This is a genomic window from Burkholderia sp. BC1 (assembly GCF_052683555.1).
Genome location: NZ_JBQYLP010000030.1, coordinates 37,819 through 54,414, shown reverse-complemented (window position 1 = coordinate 54,414; position 16,596 = coordinate 37,819). Strand labels below are relative to the sequence as shown.

The following is a 16,596-nucleotide window of genomic DNA, read 5'->3' as shown; positions in this document are numbered from 1 at the left end:
CGAACGATACCGGGCCGCTGCGCGCAGTGGATCCGCGAACCCCCTGTCGGTCAGGCTGAATGTGACGATGGGCAGTTCGCGATGCGCTACATAGGTGTCTCGGGAAGGCGATGAACGGAAGACCGCAGCATTGCGCTGCGGCGCAACATGATACGCAAAGCGGTACGCGGCGTCCAGACGGAGCCCGGCTTTACGCCGATGTGCTGCACCACCGGCGGTCGGCATGTGCACGCCTGACGGGCGTGCCTTCGTTCAGGAGGCGGAAAGGAAGCGCGCGCGGATGCGGGCCCGCACGATATGCGACTGCGAAAAGCAAAGCATCGCCACGCGGACGTCCGTCCTGCGGACGCCCGCGCAGCGTCGCCGTCGCGGTGCGCGCGATGCGTGCTATACGCCGCGCGTCAGTTGTATCCGAGAATCGCGACCGATGCGACGTCGGGCCGATCGACGCTACCGACGAGCGACACCATCGGCTCCTGCAGCACGGCCTGATACGAGGTCACGTGCGCCTCTTCCGGCGCGCCGGCGTGATCGTGCATCGGCTCGTCGAAACCGTCGAAACCGTCGAAGCCGTCGAGCAATTCGGATGGGTTCAGCGAAAAAGTCATCTCCGTTCCTTTGATACGTAGTCGTTTGTTTTAGCTTGCCTGCTTCAATGCGGCGACTCGCACGGCGCCGCCGTCGTGTGCGGCTTCCGCGTGCGCGAGCTGCGCGCGCGTGCGCCGCGTGATGTGGATCACCGCGAACACCACCGGTGCGATCAGCAAGCCTTCGGCGAGCTCGGGATCGACCGGCAGCTTCATCACGTGCAGCGCCTTGAAGGCGGCGGTGGCGAGCGACAGCACGTAGTACGAGATCGCGGCGACCGAGAGCCCTTCCACCGCATGCTGCAAATGCAGCTGATTGCGTGTGGTGCGCTCCATGCCGGCGAGCAGCCGCGTGACGTCCTTCTCCTGCGCGAGATTCACACGCGTGCGCAACAGATCGACCGCACGCGCGATGCGCGCGGCGATCTGTTCGTGACGCGCCCACACGCTGCGGCACGTCTCCATCGCGGGCGCGAAGCGCCGTTCCATGAATTCGGCGATCGTCGGCATGCCTTCGATGCGCTCCTCGCGCAGTTCCTGAATGCGCGCGAGCACGAGCTTCTCGTAAGCGCGCGACGCGCTGAACCGGCCGCCCGCGCCCGACAGCGCTTCGACGCGCACCGCGAGATGCGTGAGCTTCACGAGCAGCGACGCATCGTCGTCGCCGGCGCCGCCCGCATCCATCTGCTGCATCAGCGCGTGCAGCGACGCGTGGATCTCGTCGAGCTCGCCGCTCATCCGGCGCGCGACCGGCAGCGCGAGCAGCGCCATCATCCGGTACGTCTCGATCTCGTATAGCCGCTGCAGCAGCCGGCCGCCCTGCTCCTCGCGGAAATCGTCGTCGACGACGAGAAAGCGCATGAAGCCGTCGTCGCGCACGTGCCAGTCGCAGAACACCTTGCCGCCGCCGAGCACGTTGCTGCCGACGAGCACGGGCCCGTCGATCCAGCGCCGCAGATCGGCGCACACGAGCCGCGCGGCGTCGCCGGACAGCAGCTCCATGCGCACCGCGACGAAGCGGATGCCCGCGAGCCGCGCAAACCACGCGGCCGGAATGCCTTCGATCGCAACATCGTCGAAATAGCCGGTGTCGCGGCGCGGCGCGACGAACGTGAACGTCGAGAACTCGGTGTGGCGCTCCCACTTCAGATACCAGCCGCAGCGCGATTGCGCCGCATGGTGCGTCGCGCCTTCATGCGGCGCGGCCATGCCGGTGTCGCGACACAGCGCGTGCAGCAGCGTTTCGTGCAGATCGGGCTGCCCGTCCGCGTAGACCGCGTAATGGGTGAGCGACACGGCTTCGGCGATCCGCAGAAACGGCCGGGCATGCAATTCGGCGGCCAGTGCGGCGCGCAACGGATGGTCGATCATCGATACACCACGCTTTCCTGTTCAGTGCTGCACGCCGTGCGGCATCGGGACGATACGGCCGGCTTGATTCCACTATGGCAGACACATAGCAACAATAAAAACGCATAATGTTGATCGTTACCTTCAATTTTCCTGATACCGATGAAGATGCTCGATCACGACGTGCTGGCCACCGTCGTCGCCGTCGCGGAGACCGGCAACATGACGCGTGCGGCCGAAGCCGTGAACCGTTCGCAGTCCGCCGTCAGCATGCAGATCAAGAGCCTCGAGGACGCGATCGGCCGCCCGCTGTTCGTGCGCAAGCCGCGCAGCATCGTGCTCACGCGCGAAGGCGAGGTGCTGCTCGGTTTCGCCAGACGAATGCTCGCGCTGCGCGACGAGGCGTGGGCGGCCGTCGTGCGGCCGGAGGTGACCGGCAAGGTCGTGATCGGCGTGCCGGACGACTATGCGTCGTCGCTGTTGCCGTCGGTCTTGAAGAAATTCTCGGCGACTTATCCGAAGGTCGAGATCCAGGTGATCGGGCTGCCGAGCAGCGCGCTCGCGCCGCTGCTGAAGGACGGCACCGTCGATCTCGTGTGCGGCACGCGTGTGAAGGGGCTATCGGGCGATTTCGTGCGCCACGAGCCGATGGCGTGGGCCGCGATGACGAACGGCCCGCGCGTGTGGGAAGAACGGCCGCTGCCGATCGCGGTGTTCATGCCCGGCAGCGTCGCGCGCGAGAACGCGATCCGCAGCCTCGAACGCGCGAAGGTGCCGTACCGGACGTCGTATGAAAGCCCGAGCCTGCTCGGCCTGCTCAGCATGGTGGAGGCGGGTCTCGCGGTCGCGCCGCTTGCGCGCTGCGCGATTCCCGCGCAGCTGTCGATGCTCGGCCGGTCGCATGGATTGCCGGACCTGCCGCCGCTCGAACTGATTCTCGCGCGCAGCACGAAATCGAAACGTCCGCCGTGCGACTTTCTCGCCGAACAGTTGATGGAGGATCTGCAGCGTCAGACCGGGCAGGCCGGCGACGCGTAGCGAGGCCGCACGCCGTATCGCATGCGGCGCGGCCCCGCGATGCGCGGCACGGCGGCAACGCAGCCTGCCGTGCGACGCCGTGGCGCCTGGTGCGCCGTCACTTCGGCACGCCGAAGCCGGTCATCGCGAGCGCCGCGTTGACGATCGGCGCGACCGCGTCGACGAGCGCTTCGAGCGTGTCGCCGCGCACGTGCCGTCCGGGCGGCGGCACGAACTCGACGCGGCGGCCGCCCCATTGCGAGCCGGCCGTGACCGACAGCGTCGCGCCGAAGTGGTTGCCGTGACGTCGGCCGAACACGCCGATACGTCGCTCGGCCACATAGGCCTGCTCGGGAAGAAACAGCCGGATCTCGACGGCCACCTGATGCGGGTCCGCCGCACGCGCGTTCGCGTCGACGCCGGGCTCGAATGCCTTCGCGACGCGGAACGTGACGTGCGAGTCCCATGCGGCAAGCGGGCCACCCGCTGCGTCGACGCGTTCGGTATCCACCGACCACTGGTGTCGGTCGGGCACCTGGATCGCCTGGCGTAGCAGCACGTCCGCCGCGCGAACCGTCATCATGATCTGCCGGGCAAGCTGCCTGCCCGACGGCAGCGCCTCGACACGCGCGCGGCGGCTGACCGGGCGCGCAATATGCACTTCTTCCGTGAGGTACATGAACCCTCCGTTATTTGGGCCAGCGCCGCGCACGCCGCGGCGCACCGACGTGAGCCGCCGGCTGACGCGACATGCGACGCGCGGGCGGCGAATGGATAGACAGCAATTGCCGTTCCTCCCCGGCCGCGGCCGGTGCGGCGCGGCGGAGGACAGTGTGTGCGGCTCGCCGGCGGCCGAAAAGCGTTTTTCGGGTCGGGTACGGGCTTTTCGGCGAAAGCCCTCGCGCGCGGCGGCCGGCCTCGCGGGGCGCGCCCGGCGGGGCCCCGCGCGGGTAGTGCAACTGCACCACGTGGCAAAAACCGCGATGGCGATTCGGTCGGCAGGAAAGGGACATATGGCGGCGGTCGACCGACGCAGCAGGTCGGCTGTTGAAGATGTAGCAAGCTTGCGACAGCCGACATAAAGGCCGTGCAAAAAAGCGGCCTGCTCGTGCAAAAACGTCATGCGCCCCGAGCGGAACCGCCGCACGGCCCCCGCCAAGCGGCCTCGACGGCGACTAGGCAAATGCCTCGACCGATACCCGCCGCCGCTCGTCGACCATCGCCTCGATCAGCGACACGAGATCGTTGGTCAGCGGATCGCAGATCCCCGGCGAGCGATGCAGTTCCAGATCGGCCGCCGGCAGCGACGGAAACCCGTCCGCCTCGTCGAGCACGCGCCAGTTCTCCGGCAGCGTGCAGCGATCGATCATCGTCACGGCCGCGCCGTGGTTCACCGCGATCTTGATGCCGGTCGGGCTCTGGCTCGTGTAGACGACATGAAACGGCCGGTCGATCGTCGCGAGCGCCTGCAGGCCACGCTGCCGGTAGCAACACGTTTCCGGGAACAGCGCGAGCGGCACCGACGCATGGCGGTCGAGCGCGAAATCGCGATGCGCGGCCCATACTACGTCGTGCCTGCCGAGCAATCGCCCGCCCGGCGCCGCCCCATGCCGCACGATCAGCGCGACGTCGAGCTCGCCGGCGTGCAGCCGTTCGAGCAGTTCGAGCGACATCCGGCAATGCACATGCAGGCGTGCGCCCGGTCGCAGCGCATAGAACGACTTCAGCAGGTCGGGCAGCCACAGCTCCGCGTAATCCTCGGGCAGCCCGAAGCGCACGATGCCGCGGTCGCTGCTGCTCTGCTTCAGCGCGATGATCGCGTCGTTCTGCACCTGGATGATCCGCCGCGCATGGATCAGGAAGTTCTCGCCATCGCGCGACAGTTCCAGCCGCCGGCTGTTGCGCATGAACAGATGCGTGTCGAGCCGTTCCTCGAGCGTGCGGATCCGCAGACTGATCGTCGACTGCGTGCGATGCAGTTGCCGCGCCGCCGAGGTAAAGCCGCCGCTCTCGACAACCGCGACGAATGCCCGGATCAGCTCGGGATCGAGCGAACTGAGCTTCGACCAATCGGGCTTCTGAATGGCAGCCATCGGAATTACTCGCTTTCGAAAATGGAAGGGAGGACGAAAGATGGGGCTCGGGATTCGAGGTAGGCCGATTGTTGTCCAAACGCCGCCGACCCTCCACCCCTGCCCGGGTATGACAAACCCGGAGCCGGCACCCGTCCGTCTGCCCGCCCGCACCGTCCCGCGCATCCGCGCGGCGGCTGCGCGCGTCCGTCCAGCGGGCGATTCCGGGCGGGATTCAGGGCTTTCCCGGAGACGACGAAAACTCATACCCCGATCAGAAAACATCGATTCACCGGCCGCGCCGCGGCCCACCACAATCGCTGCACACCCAACCTCATCGACGAGACATCGCAATGACCGCACAGCAACCCAGACAGCTCTACATCGGCGAAGGCTTCGAAGGCCCCGGCGTCAACCTCGCGCACATCAACGTGCTGATCGGCCCGCGCAACGGCCCGGCCGGACAGGCGTTCGCCACCGCGCTCGCCACGCCGTCGGCCGGCCATGCGCCGTTCGTCGTGATCGCGCAACCGGGCGTGCCGACCAAGCCGCTCACGCTGTACGTGAACAAGGCGCAGATCGACGGCGACTTCCACGGCAATGCGACGTGGGGCGCATCGCAGGCCGGCATCGCGAAGGCGGTGGCCGAAGCGCTCGAGAACGGCACGCTGCCGCCCGAGGCGGAGAACGACTGGGTCGTCGTGTCGGCGAACTGGGTGAACCCGAAGACCGACGATCTCGACGCCGTGTTCGAGAACAACTACCGTGCGTGCCGCAACGCGATCGTCGCCGCGATGGAAGGGCTGCCGCATCGCGACGCCGTGTTCGCCGCCGCGCGCGACGTATCGAACCCGTTCTACACGCCGAAGAAAAACTGACGACGACAAGCGGCCGACACAGGCCGCATCTGGAGGAAACATGGAATACGTCCGCCTTGGCCAGTCCGGCCTGAAGGTGTCCCGCCTGTGTCTCGGCACGATGAACATGGGCACGCCGCAATGGAAGCCCTGGATCTTCGATGAAGCGCAGAGCGAGCCGATCGTGCGCCGCGCGCTCGACGCCGGCGTCAACTTTATCGATCTCGCGGATTTCTATTCGACCGGCGTCGGCGAAGAAGTGGTCGGCCGCATCCTGAAGCGCAACGCGCGCCGCGAGGAGCTGGTCGTGACGACCAAGGTCGGCTACGACATGGGCAGCGATCCGAACGCCGGCGGTCACTCGCGCAAGCATGTGCTCGACGGCATCGACGGCTCGCTGAAGCGCCTCGGGATGGATTACGTCGACATCTTCATGCTGCACTTCTTCGACGTGAACACGCCCGTCGAGGAAACGATGAGCGCGATGCACGACATCGTGCGTGCCGGCAAGGCGCGCTATATCGGCGTATCGACGATGTACACGTGGCAGTTCGCGAAAATCATGCAGGCCTGTGAGCGCAACGGCTGGGACAAGCCGATCAACATGCAGCTGCAGCTGAACCTCGCCTATCGCGAGGAAGAGCGCGAAATGATCCCGTACTGCATCGACCAGGGCGTCGGCGTGTCGGTGTTCAGCCCGCTAGCACGCGGCCTGCTCACCTGCGAGCCGCAATCGACGCGCAATCAGACCGACTTCTTCACCGCGCAAATGTATGGCGATGCGTCGTCGCTCGCGATCGCCGAATCGGTCGCGAAGGTCGCGAAGCGGCGCGACGTCCCGCCCGCGCAGATCGCGCAGGCGTGGGTGCTGAGCCGTCCGGGCGTTGCGAGCATGCTGGTCGGCGCCGATTCCGTCGAGCAGTTCGACAGCGCGCTCGGCGCGCTCGAAACGCAGCTCACCGAAGACGAGCTGTACGAACTCGAACGCAATTACACGCCGTGCGATCTGATCAACGACTACACGGCCGGCAAGCGCATCGCGCGCACGCCGCGTCCGGCGCAGGGCAGTTTCGCGGTTGACTGAAGGAACCCATCACGATGAGCGAATTTCTGAGGAGCGGCCATTACATCGGCGGCGAATGGTACGAGCCGCATGCGGCAAGCGACGCCACTTACGCGGTGCTGAATCCGGCGACCGGCGAAACCATCACGATGGTCGCGAAAGGCGGCGCCGACGATGCGCAGCGCGCGATCGACGCGGCCGCACATGCGTTCCCCGCGTGGCGTGCGCTGACCGCAAAGGAGCGCGGCGCACGCGTGAAGCGCTGGGGCGAGCTGATGCTCGAGCATCGCGACGCGCTCGCCGAGCTGCTGACGCGCGAGCAGGGCAAGCCGCTGGCCGAAGCGCGCGGCGAAGTGGCGTACGCAGCCAGTTTTCTCGAATGGTTCGCGGAAGAAGCGAAGCGCATGTACGGCGACGTGATCCCGAGCCCGAAGCCGAATGCGCAGATCGTCGTCACGCGCGAGCCGGTGGGCGTCGTCGCGGCCATCACGCCGTGGAATTTCCCGCTCGCGATGATCACGCGCAAAGCCGGCCCCGCGCTCGCGGCCGGCTGCACGATGGTGCTGAAGCCGTCCGAGGAAACGCCGCTGTCCGCGTTTGCGCTCGCGATGCTGGCCGAGCGCGCTGGCGTGCCGGCCGGCGTGTTCAACGTGGTGTCCGGCGATGCGGTCGCGATCGGCGAAGCGCTCACGCATTCGCCCGTCGTGCGCAAGCTGTCGTTCACGGGCTCGACGCGCGTCGGCAAGCTGCTCGCGAAGCAGTCGGCCGACACGCTGAAGAAGCTGTCGCTCGAACTCGGCGGCAATGCACCGTTCATCGTGTTCGACGACGCCGATCTCGATGCGGCCGTCGCGGGCGCGATCGCATCGAAGTTCCGCAATACGGGCCAGACCTGCGTGTGCGTGAACCGCTTCCTCGTGCAGGATGGCGTGTACGACGCATTCACGCGCAAGCTCGCCGACACCGTGAGCACGCTGCGCGTCGGCAACGCGCTGGCGGGCGACGTCGATCAGGGCCCGCTGATCAACGATGCCGCACTCGACAAGGTCGAGCGGCACGTCGCCGATGCCGCCGCCAAGGGCGCGACCGTCGTCACCGGCGGCAAGCGCCATGCGCTGGGCGGCACGTTCTACGAGCCGACCGTGCTGATCGACATGACGCCGGACATGCTGATCGCCGAAGAGGAAACTTTCGGCCCGGTCGCCGCATGCTTTCGCTTCGCCACGGAAGAAGAGGCGATCGCCGCGGCCAACGACACGCCGTTCGGACTGTCCGCGTATTTCTACACGCGCGACCTCGGCCGCGCGTGGCGCGTGTCCGGCGCACTGGAAAGCGGGATGGTCGGCGTCAACGACGGGATCATCTCGACCGAAGTTGCGCCGTTCGGGGGCGTCAAGCAATCGGGGCTCGGCCGCGAAGGGTCGAAGTACGGTCTCGACGAATATGTGGAACTGAAGTACACGCTGATGGCCGGTCTCGGCCGCTGATCACCGACCGCTCCCGGCGGTCGATCCGCGCCGCGCGCCGTCCGGACGCGCGACGCCCTGCACGGCTTCGCAGCGGCGTTTCGCCTCCGCGCGCCGCATGCATACACACAACAATTCAGGAGGCAGCTTGACTCAAGCCAACGTTTCATCCGGCACGGCACGCGCCATGCCGCTTTCGCGCGGCGCCGATGCGCCGCATCGCGCCGTCGCGCTCGACGACGTGCCGCTCAATCGTTTTCACGTGAAGATCGCCGGGCTCACGTTCGGCGCGCACTTCACCGAGGGCTATACGCTCGGCACGATCGGCTACGCGCTGGCCGCGCTCGGCAAGCAGATGCCGCTCGATGCGTTCTGGATGGGGATGATCGGCAGTTCCGCGTTGATCGGCATCTTCTTCGGCAGCCTCGTGTTCGGTTGGCTGTCCGACCGGATGGGCCGGCAGAAGATCTTCCTGACGAGCTTCGTGATCATCACGGCAGCCGCGTTCGCGCAGTTCTTCGTCAGCTCGCCGCTCGAACTCTGCGTGCTGCGCGTACTGATCGGCTTCGGGATGGGCGGCGACTTCACGGTCGGCCACGCGATCCTCGCCGAATTCTCGCCGCGCAAGCAGCGCGGCGCGCTGCTCGGCTCGTTCAGCGTGATCTGGACGATCGGCTATGTCGCCGCGAACGTGCTCGGCCTCGCATACAGCGACGTCGCACCCGACGCATGGCGCTGGCTGCTCGCGTCGGCGGCGCTGCCGGCGCTCGTCGTGCTCGTGCTGCGAATCGGCACGCCCGAGTCGCCGCGCTGGCTGCTCGGGAAGGGCCGTGAGCGCGAGGCACGCGCGATCGTCGCGAAACATTTCGGGCCGCACGTGATGCTCGACGGCACGATCGAGCCGCATGCGCACGGTGGCTTCGCGCGGCTGTTCCATCGCGACCTGATCCGCCGCACGCTCTTCAACTGCGCGTTCTTCGTGTGCCTCGTGATTCCGTATTTCGCGATCTACACGTTCCTGCCGACGATTCTGAAAACGATCGGTCTCGCCGAAGGCTTCGGCGCAGATCTGCTGCTGAACGGCTTTCTGGTGCTCGGCGCGCTGATCGGGATCTGGCTCACGATCCGGATGTCGCGGCGCGGCTTCCTGATCGGTTCGTTCGCGGTGACGTGCGCATCGCTCGTTGCGCTCGCGGTGCTGCCGGCGTCGGCGGCCGTCGCGATGATCGTCGCATTCGCAATCTTCACGCTGACGATGTCGGCGTTCAGCAATCTCGTCGGCGTGTTTCCGCCCGAATGCTTCCCGACCGAAGTGCGCGCGTGCGGCGTCGGGCTCGCGATCGCATGCAGCCGGCTCGGCTCGGCCGTCGGCACGTTCCTGCTGCCGGTCGGCATCGCGACGCTCGGCTTCCACGCGACGATGTTCGCCCTCGCCGGCGTGCTGCTGGTCGGGATGATCGTGTCGATCGCGTGGGCGCCGGAGACGAAGCATCTGACGCTGGAGCAGGCGTCGGGGCATTGAGGGACACGTGAGGCGGGCCGCTTCGGCTGCGTGCGCGACGCACGGGCGAAAACGGCGGCCGAAGCGCGGCGTAGCGGCGCCGGGCCGCTATGAATGCGGCGCGCCCGCACGCCGTTCGGCCTGCTGCCTGGCCGTTCGGCTGACTCGGCGGCCCGGATGCTCGACGATATGCTGGGGACTCTGCCCCTTCGTCCCCGGCCATGTCCACCCAGCGTGTCGATCTCAGTCATGTTCTGCCGTACGAGACCACGTACTTCGACGATCGGCTCGCGGTCGATCGAAGCGATCTCGACATACCCGCATTGCTCGGCGTGGACGGCGACGTCTCCGACGAGCTGCTCGTTTCGTTGTGCGGTGCGCCGGCCGGGGCGGAGATTCAGGCCTATCTCGACAGTGCGGACAGGTTGACTCTAGCCGTCACCCACCCGACATTGATTGAGTCGGAGAATCGTGTCTCCGTGCTTCAGACTTCAGACACGTCCGTACTCGAACTGGGAGCGATCGATCTCGTCGACAACGCTGTCGCCGGACTCGGCGCGGTAATGCTCTGGCGGATCGTCCGCGCATGCGCTAAGTTGGGGATCGCCTGGATCATCGCCTTCGCGGTAGGGGGGCGCAAAGCCGCGCCGGAACCCGGTGGCCCGCGGCTTTACGGGTACTACGCATGGCCACGGTTCGGCTTCGATGCGCCGATTCCGGATCGGCACGGTGATGAGGCCACGCTGTTTCAGTATTTCCGCGGCTATCCGGCCAGGTTGGCCGACGGTTCGCTTCGATCGCTGCGCGCGCTCTACGGCACGCGATTCGGGCGCGACTTCTGGCGAGTCGCCGGGTCTCATCGCTGGATGACGTTCGACGTTGCACCGCATGGCGATTCGGTGCTGACGCTCCAACGCTACCTGATCGAGAAGGGGATTTACGCATGACGAAGAAGCACTGTCCGATTGCCGGCTTCCGGATCGCGAAGCCGGTCGCGAGGCGCAATCGCGCGATGAACGAGAATCGGCCGATTCGCCTCTCGGAGATACGGCAGCTCATTGGCGAGCTCGTCGCGAGCGGACGCCGCGACGACGGCGGGATGCCGGCCGCGCTCATGCCTGCCGCCGGGCACGGCGTCTCGCGCCCTGACACGCCGCCGGTGCTCCCGCAAAGGAAAGTCTTCGACGTAGCGCGCATCGATCGCTCGAAGAGCACGCTGCGTGTCATCACACTCGCCGAAGCGAAGGCGAGAGGCCGCCGGGAAACGCTCGCGCACTTCGGACTCGATCCCGACCTGTAGCCGGTGCGGGCGCTGCAGAAACAGCTGATCGAAAAGAGGATTGACGAATGACCGAAAGGCACATGCCGATCACCAGGTTCCGGATCGCGCGTCCCGCGAAGCGCGGCCGACCGATGAACCAACATCGTCCCGTTCGCCTCTCGGAGGCGCGCCGTCTCCTTGACGCACTCGTCACACGCGAACTCCATCACAGCCTCGCGCGGGTCATGCGCAACTCCGCCATCGAGCACAACGTACGGGCGGCTACCGCCCCGGCCGTTCCGCAACGACGAGCCGTCTTCAACGTGGGACGCATCGATCTCTCGAAGTGCCAGTTGCCCATCTTCTCGGACGCGGAAGCGGAAGCCATGGCGCGCCGGCAAACACTCGCGCACTTCGGCCTCGATCCCGACCGGTAACCCGCCACGCGGAAAAGAAGCGGCTCAGGCCGGTAACGATTTCGCCGCGCCTGCTTCCGAAACGATCGTTGACAGATCCAGAAACGGGAAGCCCGGCACGGCAAACGCGGACCGAACCGATCCTTTCCTCCAACCGTTCAGCCGCGTCCGAAATCCGCGCCCTTACCCCCTCCCCGATCATCGATGGGCCGGATGCAGAAGGCGGGACGCGCTGCATCCGCCACGCACCCAGCGCCTTTTCTCGAACGAAAGAAGGCGGAAAATCCGCCGCCAAGCTCAGAACAGAATGCTTGCGTAGTCCCGTGCGCCGTGCAGCACATGCAGCACGTCGATCTGCACGGGAGGATCGCCTTTGACCCGATAGAAAATCTGGAAATTGCCGTATCCGCGATGCCGCACGCCGTAAGCTTCGAAGCGCGGCACCAGTGGAAACGCGAACGGCATCTCGGCAAGGCTCAGGCATTTTTCGCGAAGCTCCCGCACGAACGTGATCGCGCGTTGCGGATTGTCGCGCGCGATGTAATCGGCGATCAGCTCGAGTTCGGTTATCGCAAAACCGGACAGGCACACGGTCACGCCTGACGATCCGCCTGCGCTCGATACTTCGCTTCCAGACGATCGAACACGTCCGCCGCTTCTGCGCCGCGTCCCGCGTCCGCATCGGCGAGGCTGCGCGCGATCACGGCATCGAGTGCGCTCAGCTGTGCTTCGCGATCCTGGATCAATCGCACCCCTTCGCGAAGCACTTCGCTTTTGGACCCGTAACGGCCCGACTCGACCAGCTTCGCGACGTAGCTTTCCAGCTGCGGGCCAAGGTCGGCACTGATCATGTTGCCCTCCGTGCGGCATGGATTCCGATGCGGGCAGGTTAGCCGGATTATCAACTATTATCAAGAACGGGCCCTCCTGATGAGTCTCGACTTCGCCCCTTTTCGACCGGGCGGATGGTGCGGCACGCGTATCGGATATGTTCGCCGACATGCGGCGCCGCTTTGCCTTCGTCGGCGCAGCCATTCCCGATTTCGCCGTCCGCACCCCGATCATGATCGACGACATCGCCACGTCACAAGTCGCCCCGATGGATAACGTCAGTCACCCTCTGGAACCGGCCAGCCGCCACACGCGGCGAGCCGCGGCCCGCAACGATCCCCGCACGCCTACCCCTTCCTCGCAGCCTGCCCTCTCAACCAGGCAGCAAACGCCGTCACATGCTCGAGCGCGACGCTCTCCGGCTCGATATCGAGCCAATACCCGAACGGCCCGATCGGCTGCACCGGCGACAACCGCACGAGGCTGCCCTCGGCGATCTCCTCCTCGATCATGTTCAGGTCGACCACCGCGAGCCCCGCGCCCTTGCGCGCGGCGCGAATCGCCTGTTCGAGCGTCGAGAATTCGATGCCGTCGCCGATCCGTGCGGCATCGACACCTGCCTGCTCGCACCAGTCGGCCCACAGCGTCAGCCGCTTGCCCTCGTGCAGCACGTGCAGCGACGGCAACCGGCCGAACAGCGCATCGAGCGTGTCGCCGCGATAGCGCGGCGCACCGACCAGCGCGTGCCGCTCCATCATCAGCAGTTCCGACTGCATCCCGGGCCGCACCGTGCGGCCGAAGCGGATGTGGCAATGGCAATCGTCGGCCGGTTCCGTGCGGATCGACAGTTCGACGTCCGGCAGCGCTTCTGCGAGCGTACCGAGTCGTGGCGAGAACCATTGCGTCGCGAAGGTCGGTGGCAGCGACACCGTCAGGCGCCGCTTCGCGCCCGGGCGCCCGGCGGCGACCTCGCCGATGCCGCGCTCGATGGTGTCGAACGCCTGCCCGACGAACGGCAGCAGACGCTGCCCCGCTTCCGTCAGGCGCACGCCTTTGTGGTCGCGCTCGAACAGCCGCACACCGAGCGCATCCTCGAGCAACCGGATCTGGCGGCTCACGGCACCCTGCGTCACGCACAGCGACACGGCCGCGCGATTGAAGCTCAGATGACGCGCGGTTTCCTCGAAAAATCGCAGCGCGATCAACGATGGCAGGCGTCGCATGATGTGTGTTCCTTGTTTCCGTCTCGCTGCCGGTCGGCCCGCCGGCACACTTGCGGGCAGCTTTATCGCAGAAAAGCGCCGCGCGCGGCAGGCGGTGAAAACCCCGATGTCCGGCGCCGACGATTCGGTCATGGCGCGCCGCCGTCGCGCCCTCTCGCATCGGGCCGGGCGGCTGCATACAATAAGCATCCCGCACCGAACGACGCCCCGCCCCGTGAGACGCAAGATGCCGGCGCTGAACGCGCTGAAAGCCTTCGAGATGGCCGGCCGCACCGGCAGCTTCACGCGAGCCGCCGAACTGCTGAACGTGACACAGAGCGCGGTGAGCCGCCAGGTCCGTCAGCTCGAAGGGCAGCTCGGCGAGACGCTGCTCGAGCGCCGCCATCACCAGCTCGAACTGACGGCGGCCGGCCGCGTGCTGCTGCGCGCGCTGCAGCAATCATTCGACAAGATCGAGCTGACCGTGCGCAGCCTGCAGGAAAAGACCCATCTGAACCGCCTGCGCGCGAACGTGCCGCCGACCTTCGCCGCGCGCTGGCTGATGCCGCGCCTCGGCCGGCTGCGCGACGCGCATCCGGAGTTCGAGCTCAGCCTGACGACGCGCATCCACGACAGCCTCGGCGAATCGCGCGTGCTCGACTGCGCGATCCGCTTCGGCGACGGCGAATGGGACGGCTTTGACAACGCGCTGCTGATGCAGGAGCAGCACATCGCCGTCTGCGCGCCCGCACTCTACGCGCGGCTGCGGCAGGACGATGCGCCGATCGACCTGAACCGCTTCACGCTGCTGCACGTGCTCGCGACCAACGACCAGCGCTACCTGACCTGGCAGCACTGGCTGAAGGCGGCCGGCATCACGGACGTCGACACGCGCGGCGGCTACGAATTCGACCTGCTCGATCACGCGATCCGCGCCGCGATCGATGGGCTCGGCATCACGATCGCCGACCGTCACATGGTCGCGCGCGAACTCGCGACCGGGCAGCTGATGCAGGTGCTCAACGTGCACGTCGACGGCCACCAGTCGTACTGGTTCGTCACGCGCCCGGAGCAGACCAATCTGCCGCACATCGTGCAGTTCCGCGACTGGCTGCAACAGGAAGTGTGGCTCGCGAAGCGTCAATTCGAACCGTCGTCGCCGCTGCCGCAGATGCCGCTGCGTTAGGGGCTTCCGCGGCATCCCACACGCCGCCGCATCGCAACACCTTATCGGCTTCAGCGCCCGTCCGCATTAGGACCACTTGGAAAATGCGCCGAGCCGCCGGCCGCACCGGCCGCGCGCCGCCGCACTCGCCCTGTCCGGCGGGCGATTCCGGGCTGCCGCCCGAGTAACGTGCGTTTTTCTCACGTTCGACGCGAAAATAAGTCGTTTGTCGTGCGATAAACGCATGATCAGAATGGCTCCTGTCCCGTGCAGCGGTCGCCACCCGAAGCGATCCGCCCGCATCCATCGGAGGAGCCTCTTCATGCGCACCGAACGCAATTACGTGAACGGCCGTTTCGTCGCCCCGGAAAGCGACGTGTTCATCGTCGTCCACAATCCCGCCACCGAAGCGCCGTTCGCGCGCGTGCCCGCCGCCACGCCGGCCGACGCGCTCGCCGCCGTCGACGCCGCGGCCGTCGCGCAGAAGGCGTGGCGCAAGCTGCCGAGCGCCGAGCGCGCGACCTTTCTGCACCGCCTCGCCGATGCGCTGACCGACCAGGCGCCCGCAATCGGCGCGGCGCTCGCGCAGGAATCGGGCAAGAGCGTCGAGGATGCGTCGAACGAAGCCGTCTACGCGGGCCAGATCACGCGCTATCACGCGGAATGGGCGCGCCGGATCGAGGGCGAGATCATTCCGAGCGACACGCCCGACGAGAACCTGTTCCTGCAGCGCGAGCCGATCGGCGTCGTCGCGTGCCTGATCCCGTTCAACTTCCCGGTCTACACGCTGCTGCGCAAGATCGCGCCCGCGCTGATCGCCGGCAACACGGTGGTCGTGCGGCCGAGCAACCACACGCCGGTATCGGCGTTCGAGATCGCGAAGGCGGTCGATGCAGCAGGCTTCCCGCCGGGCGTCGTCAACATCCTGACGATGGACCATGCGACGGCCGAGACGCTGTGCACGCATCCGGCGGTCGGGATGATCACGCTGACCGGCAGCGTGAACGCGGGCCGCAAGGTACTCGACTACTGCAAGGCGAACATCGCGAAGCCCTCGCTCGAACTCGGCGGCAAGACGCCGGCGATCATCGAGCCCGACGCCGATCTCGAACGCGCGGCAGCCGCGCTCGTCGCGTCGAAGACGACGCACTGCGGGCAGCTTTGCACGGCGATCGAGCGCGTGTACGTGCACGACAGCGTGCACGATCGTTTCGTCGCGCTGCTCAAGGACAAGATGACGGCGGTTCGCATCGGCGACCGCGCCGCCGACGCCAAGCGGATGGGCCCGCTCGTCAGCGCAGCGGCGCGCGCGCACATCCACGGGATGGTCGAACGCGCGATCGCGGCTGGCGCGACGCTCGAAACCGGCGGCACGATTCCGGCCGGCCCCGGCTTCTTCTACCCGGCCACGCTGCTCACCGGCGTGCGGCAGGACATGGAGATCGTGCAGGAGGAAACCTTCGGCCCGATCATGCCGGTGCTGCGCTACACGACGATCGACGAAGCGATCGCATTGGCGAACGACCATCAGTTCGGTCTGTCGTCGGTGCTCTACACCGAGAACTACCGCACCGCGATGAAGGTGGCGAACGCCATCGAAGCGGGCGAGCTGTACGTCAACCGCACGCCGGCCGATCCGTACCAGGGCTTCCATGCCGGCTGGAAACGCTCGGGCCTCGGCGGCGACGACGGCAAGCACGGCATGCTCGAATTCACGCAGACGCGCCTCGTCGTCATGAAGTACTGACCGGCCGCCGCGCCGTTGCCGGCGCGTGCGCCGCCCCTGACCAACCCGACCATAAAAAATC

The 16,596-nt window shown here is 66.9% G+C and carries 17 protein-coding genes; 10 read left to right on the top strand and 7 right to left on the bottom strand.

Translation table 11 applies throughout. The features are described 5' to 3' along the window. Positions 1 to 401: 401 nt before the first annotated feature. Both ACSHSS_RS16690 and ACSHSS_RS16685 read right to left on the bottom strand, forming a co-directional pair. Entirely contained in the window at positions 402 to 608 is a 207-nt protein-coding gene (locus ACSHSS_RS16690; protein ID WP_155817082.1) for a hypothetical protein, read from the bottom strand. A gap of 30 nt (positions 609 to 638) precedes the next feature. After that, complete coding sequence (locus tag ACSHSS_RS16685; RefSeq protein ID WP_261532424.1) at positions 639 to 1,958, bottom strand: DUF3422 family protein; 1,320 nt, start codon at positions 1,956 to 1,958, stop codon at positions 639 to 641. 141 nt (positions 1,959 to 2,099) lie between these two features. Between ACSHSS_RS16685 and ACSHSS_RS16680 the strand changes: the two genes are divergently transcribed. Next, the gene (locus ACSHSS_RS16680; RefSeq protein ID WP_006397730.1) at positions 2,100 to 2,975 is read left to right on the top strand and encodes a LysR family transcriptional regulator; all 876 of its coding nucleotides are present in this window, start codon (positions 2,100 to 2,102) and stop codon (positions 2,973 to 2,975) included. A 97-nt stretch (positions 2,976 to 3,072) separates the two neighbouring features. Here the strand turns inward: ACSHSS_RS16680 and ACSHSS_RS16675 are convergent, their stop codons facing one another. Then, a complete protein-coding gene (locus ACSHSS_RS16675; RefSeq protein WP_059843801.1) occupies positions 3,073 to 3,633 on the bottom strand; it encodes a hypothetical protein in 561 nt (186 codons plus the stop codon). A 496-nt stretch (positions 3,634 to 4,129) separates the two neighbouring features. After that, entirely contained in the window at positions 4,130 to 5,047 is a 918-nt protein-coding gene (locus ACSHSS_RS16670) for a LysR family transcriptional regulator (protein ID WP_035953708.1), read from the bottom strand. 332 nt (positions 5,048 to 5,379) lie between these two features. Between ACSHSS_RS16670 and fae the strand changes: the two genes are divergently transcribed. The 7 genes from fae to ACSHSS_RS16635 all read left to right on the top strand — a co-directional run bounded on the left by fae (position 5,380) and on the right by ACSHSS_RS16635 (position 11,611). Then, on the top strand, positions 5,380 to 5,904 hold the full coding sequence (gene fae / locus ACSHSS_RS16665) for a formaldehyde-activating enzyme (RefSeq protein ID WP_006397727.1): 525 nt from the start codon (positions 5,380 to 5,382) through the stop codon (positions 5,902 to 5,904). Between the two features lie 40 nt (positions 5,905 to 5,944). Beyond that, positions 5,945 to 6,967 carry an aldo/keto reductase gene (locus ACSHSS_RS16660; RefSeq protein ID WP_035953704.1) on the top strand — a complete coding sequence of 341 codons (1,023 nt, stop codon included), beginning with the start codon at positions 5,945 to 5,947 and terminating at the stop codon, positions 6,965 to 6,967. Between the two features lie 14 nt (positions 6,968 to 6,981). Continuing rightward, on the top strand, positions 6,982 to 8,433 hold the full coding sequence (locus tag ACSHSS_RS16655; protein WP_060040188.1) for an NAD-dependent succinate-semialdehyde dehydrogenase: 1,452 nt from the start codon (positions 6,982 to 6,984) through the stop codon (positions 8,431 to 8,433). A 166-nt stretch (positions 8,434 to 8,599) separates the two neighbouring features. Then, complete coding sequence (locus ACSHSS_RS16650; protein WP_261532423.1) at positions 8,600 to 9,934, top strand: MFS transporter; 1,335 nt, start codon at positions 8,600 to 8,602, stop codon at positions 9,932 to 9,934. A gap of 200 nt (positions 9,935 to 10,134) precedes the next feature. Beyond that, entirely contained in the window at positions 10,135 to 10,860 is a 726-nt protein-coding gene (locus tag ACSHSS_RS16645) for a hypothetical protein (RefSeq protein ID WP_261532422.1), read from the top strand. Next, positions 10,857 to 11,213 carry a hypothetical protein gene (locus ACSHSS_RS16640; protein ID WP_006397722.1) on the top strand — a complete coding sequence of 119 codons (357 nt, stop codon included), beginning with the start codon at positions 10,857 to 10,859 and terminating at the stop codon, positions 11,211 to 11,213. Before ACSHSS_RS16645 ends, ACSHSS_RS16640 begins: the two co-directional genes overlap by 4 nt. 47 nt (positions 11,214 to 11,260) lie before the next feature. Next, positions 11,261 to 11,611 carry a hypothetical protein gene (locus tag ACSHSS_RS16635; protein ID WP_261532421.1) on the top strand — a complete coding sequence of 117 codons (351 nt, stop codon included), beginning with the start codon at positions 11,261 to 11,263 and terminating at the stop codon, positions 11,609 to 11,611. 276 nt (positions 11,612 to 11,887) lie between these two features. Here the strand turns inward: ACSHSS_RS16635 and ACSHSS_RS16630 are convergent, their stop codons facing one another. From ACSHSS_RS16630 to ACSHSS_RS16620, 3 genes are all read right to left on the bottom strand, one after another. Beyond that, the gene (locus ACSHSS_RS16630) at positions 11,888 to 12,181 is read right to left on the bottom strand and encodes a type II toxin-antitoxin system RelE/ParE family toxin (RefSeq protein WP_310678121.1); all 294 of its coding nucleotides are present in this window, start codon (positions 12,179 to 12,181) and stop codon (positions 11,888 to 11,890) included. Between the two features lie 2 nt (positions 12,182 to 12,183). After that, positions 12,184 to 12,441, bottom strand: coding sequence for a type II toxin-antitoxin system ParD family antitoxin (locus ACSHSS_RS16625; RefSeq protein ID WP_006397719.1), 258 nt, complete (start codon positions 12,439 to 12,441; stop codon positions 12,184 to 12,186). A gap of 327 nt (positions 12,442 to 12,768) precedes the next feature. Further along, positions 12,769 to 13,644, bottom strand: coding sequence for a LysR substrate-binding domain-containing protein (locus ACSHSS_RS16620; RefSeq protein ID WP_006397718.1), 876 nt, complete (start codon positions 13,642 to 13,644; stop codon positions 12,769 to 12,771). Positions 13,645 to 13,870: 226 nt separating this feature from the next. On the opposite strand from ACSHSS_RS16620, the gene ACSHSS_RS16615 reads away from it, so the two are divergent. Then, positions 13,871 to 14,809 (top strand): LysR substrate-binding domain-containing protein, encoded by a 939-nt coding sequence (locus ACSHSS_RS16615; protein ID WP_039222907.1) that lies wholly within the window; start codon positions 13,871 to 13,873, stop codon positions 14,807 to 14,809. A gap of 301 nt (positions 14,810 to 15,110) precedes the next feature. Beyond that, positions 15,111 to 16,535: an aldehyde dehydrogenase gene (aldA, locus tag ACSHSS_RS16610; protein ID WP_177321996.1), complete on the top strand. Its 1,425-nt coding sequence runs from the start codon at positions 15,111 to 15,113 to the stop codon at positions 16,533 to 16,535. Positions 16,536 to 16,596 lie beyond the last annotated feature (61 nt).

Bases quoted from the DNA above. Each gene is read 5' to 3' on its own strand.
- ACSHSS_RS16635 (WP_261532421.1), top strand. From the start codon at position 11,261: ATGACCGAAAGGCACATGCCGATCACCAGGTTCCGGATCGCGCGTCCC.
- ACSHSS_RS16670 (WP_035953708.1), bottom strand. From the start codon at position 5,047: ATGGCTGCCATTCAGAAGCCCGATTGGTCGAAGCTCAGTTCGCTCGAT.
- ACSHSS_RS16645 (WP_261532422.1), top strand. From the start codon at position 10,135: ATGTCCACCCAGCGTGTCGATCTCAGTCATGTTCTGCCGTACGAGACC.
- ACSHSS_RS16650 (WP_261532423.1), top strand. From the start codon at position 8,600: ATGCCGCTTTCGCGCGGCGCCGATGCGCCGCATCGCGCCGTCGCGCTC.
- ACSHSS_RS16620 (WP_006397718.1), bottom strand. From the start codon at position 13,644: ATGCGACGCCTGCCATCGTTGATCGCGCTGCGATTTTTCGAGGAAACC.
- ACSHSS_RS16615 (WP_039222907.1), top strand. From the start codon at position 13,871: ATGCCGGCGCTGAACGCGCTGAAAGCCTTCGAGATGGCCGGCCGCACC.
- ACSHSS_RS16685 (WP_261532424.1), bottom strand. From the start codon at position 1,958: ATGATCGACCATCCGTTGCGCGCCGCACTGGCCGCCGAATTGCATGCC.
- ACSHSS_RS16660 (WP_035953704.1), top strand. From the start codon at position 5,945: ATGGAATACGTCCGCCTTGGCCAGTCCGGCCTGAAGGTGTCCCGCCTG.
- aldA (WP_177321996.1), top strand. From the start codon at position 15,111: ATGCGCACCGAACGCAATTACGTGAACGGCCGTTTCGTCGCCCCGGAA.
- ACSHSS_RS16640 (WP_006397722.1), top strand. From the start codon at position 10,857: ATGACGAAGAAGCACTGTCCGATTGCCGGCTTCCGGATCGCGAAGCCG.
- ACSHSS_RS16625 (WP_006397719.1), bottom strand. From the start codon at position 12,441: ATGATCAGTGCCGACCTTGGCCCGCAGCTGGAAAGCTACGTCGCGAAG.
- ACSHSS_RS16690 (WP_155817082.1), bottom strand. From the start codon at position 608: ATGACTTTTTCGCTGAACCCATCCGAATTGCTCGACGGCTTCGACGGT.
- ACSHSS_RS16680 (WP_006397730.1), top strand. From the start codon at position 2,100: ATGAAGATGCTCGATCACGACGTGCTGGCCACCGTCGTCGCCGTCGCG.
- ACSHSS_RS16675 (WP_059843801.1), bottom strand. From the start codon at position 3,633: ATGTACCTCACGGAAGAAGTGCATATTGCGCGCCCGGTCAGCCGCCGC.
- ACSHSS_RS16655 (WP_060040188.1), top strand. From the start codon at position 6,982: ATGAGCGAATTTCTGAGGAGCGGCCATTACATCGGCGGCGAATGGTAC.
- fae (WP_006397727.1), top strand. From the start codon at position 5,380: ATGACCGCACAGCAACCCAGACAGCTCTACATCGGCGAAGGCTTCGAA.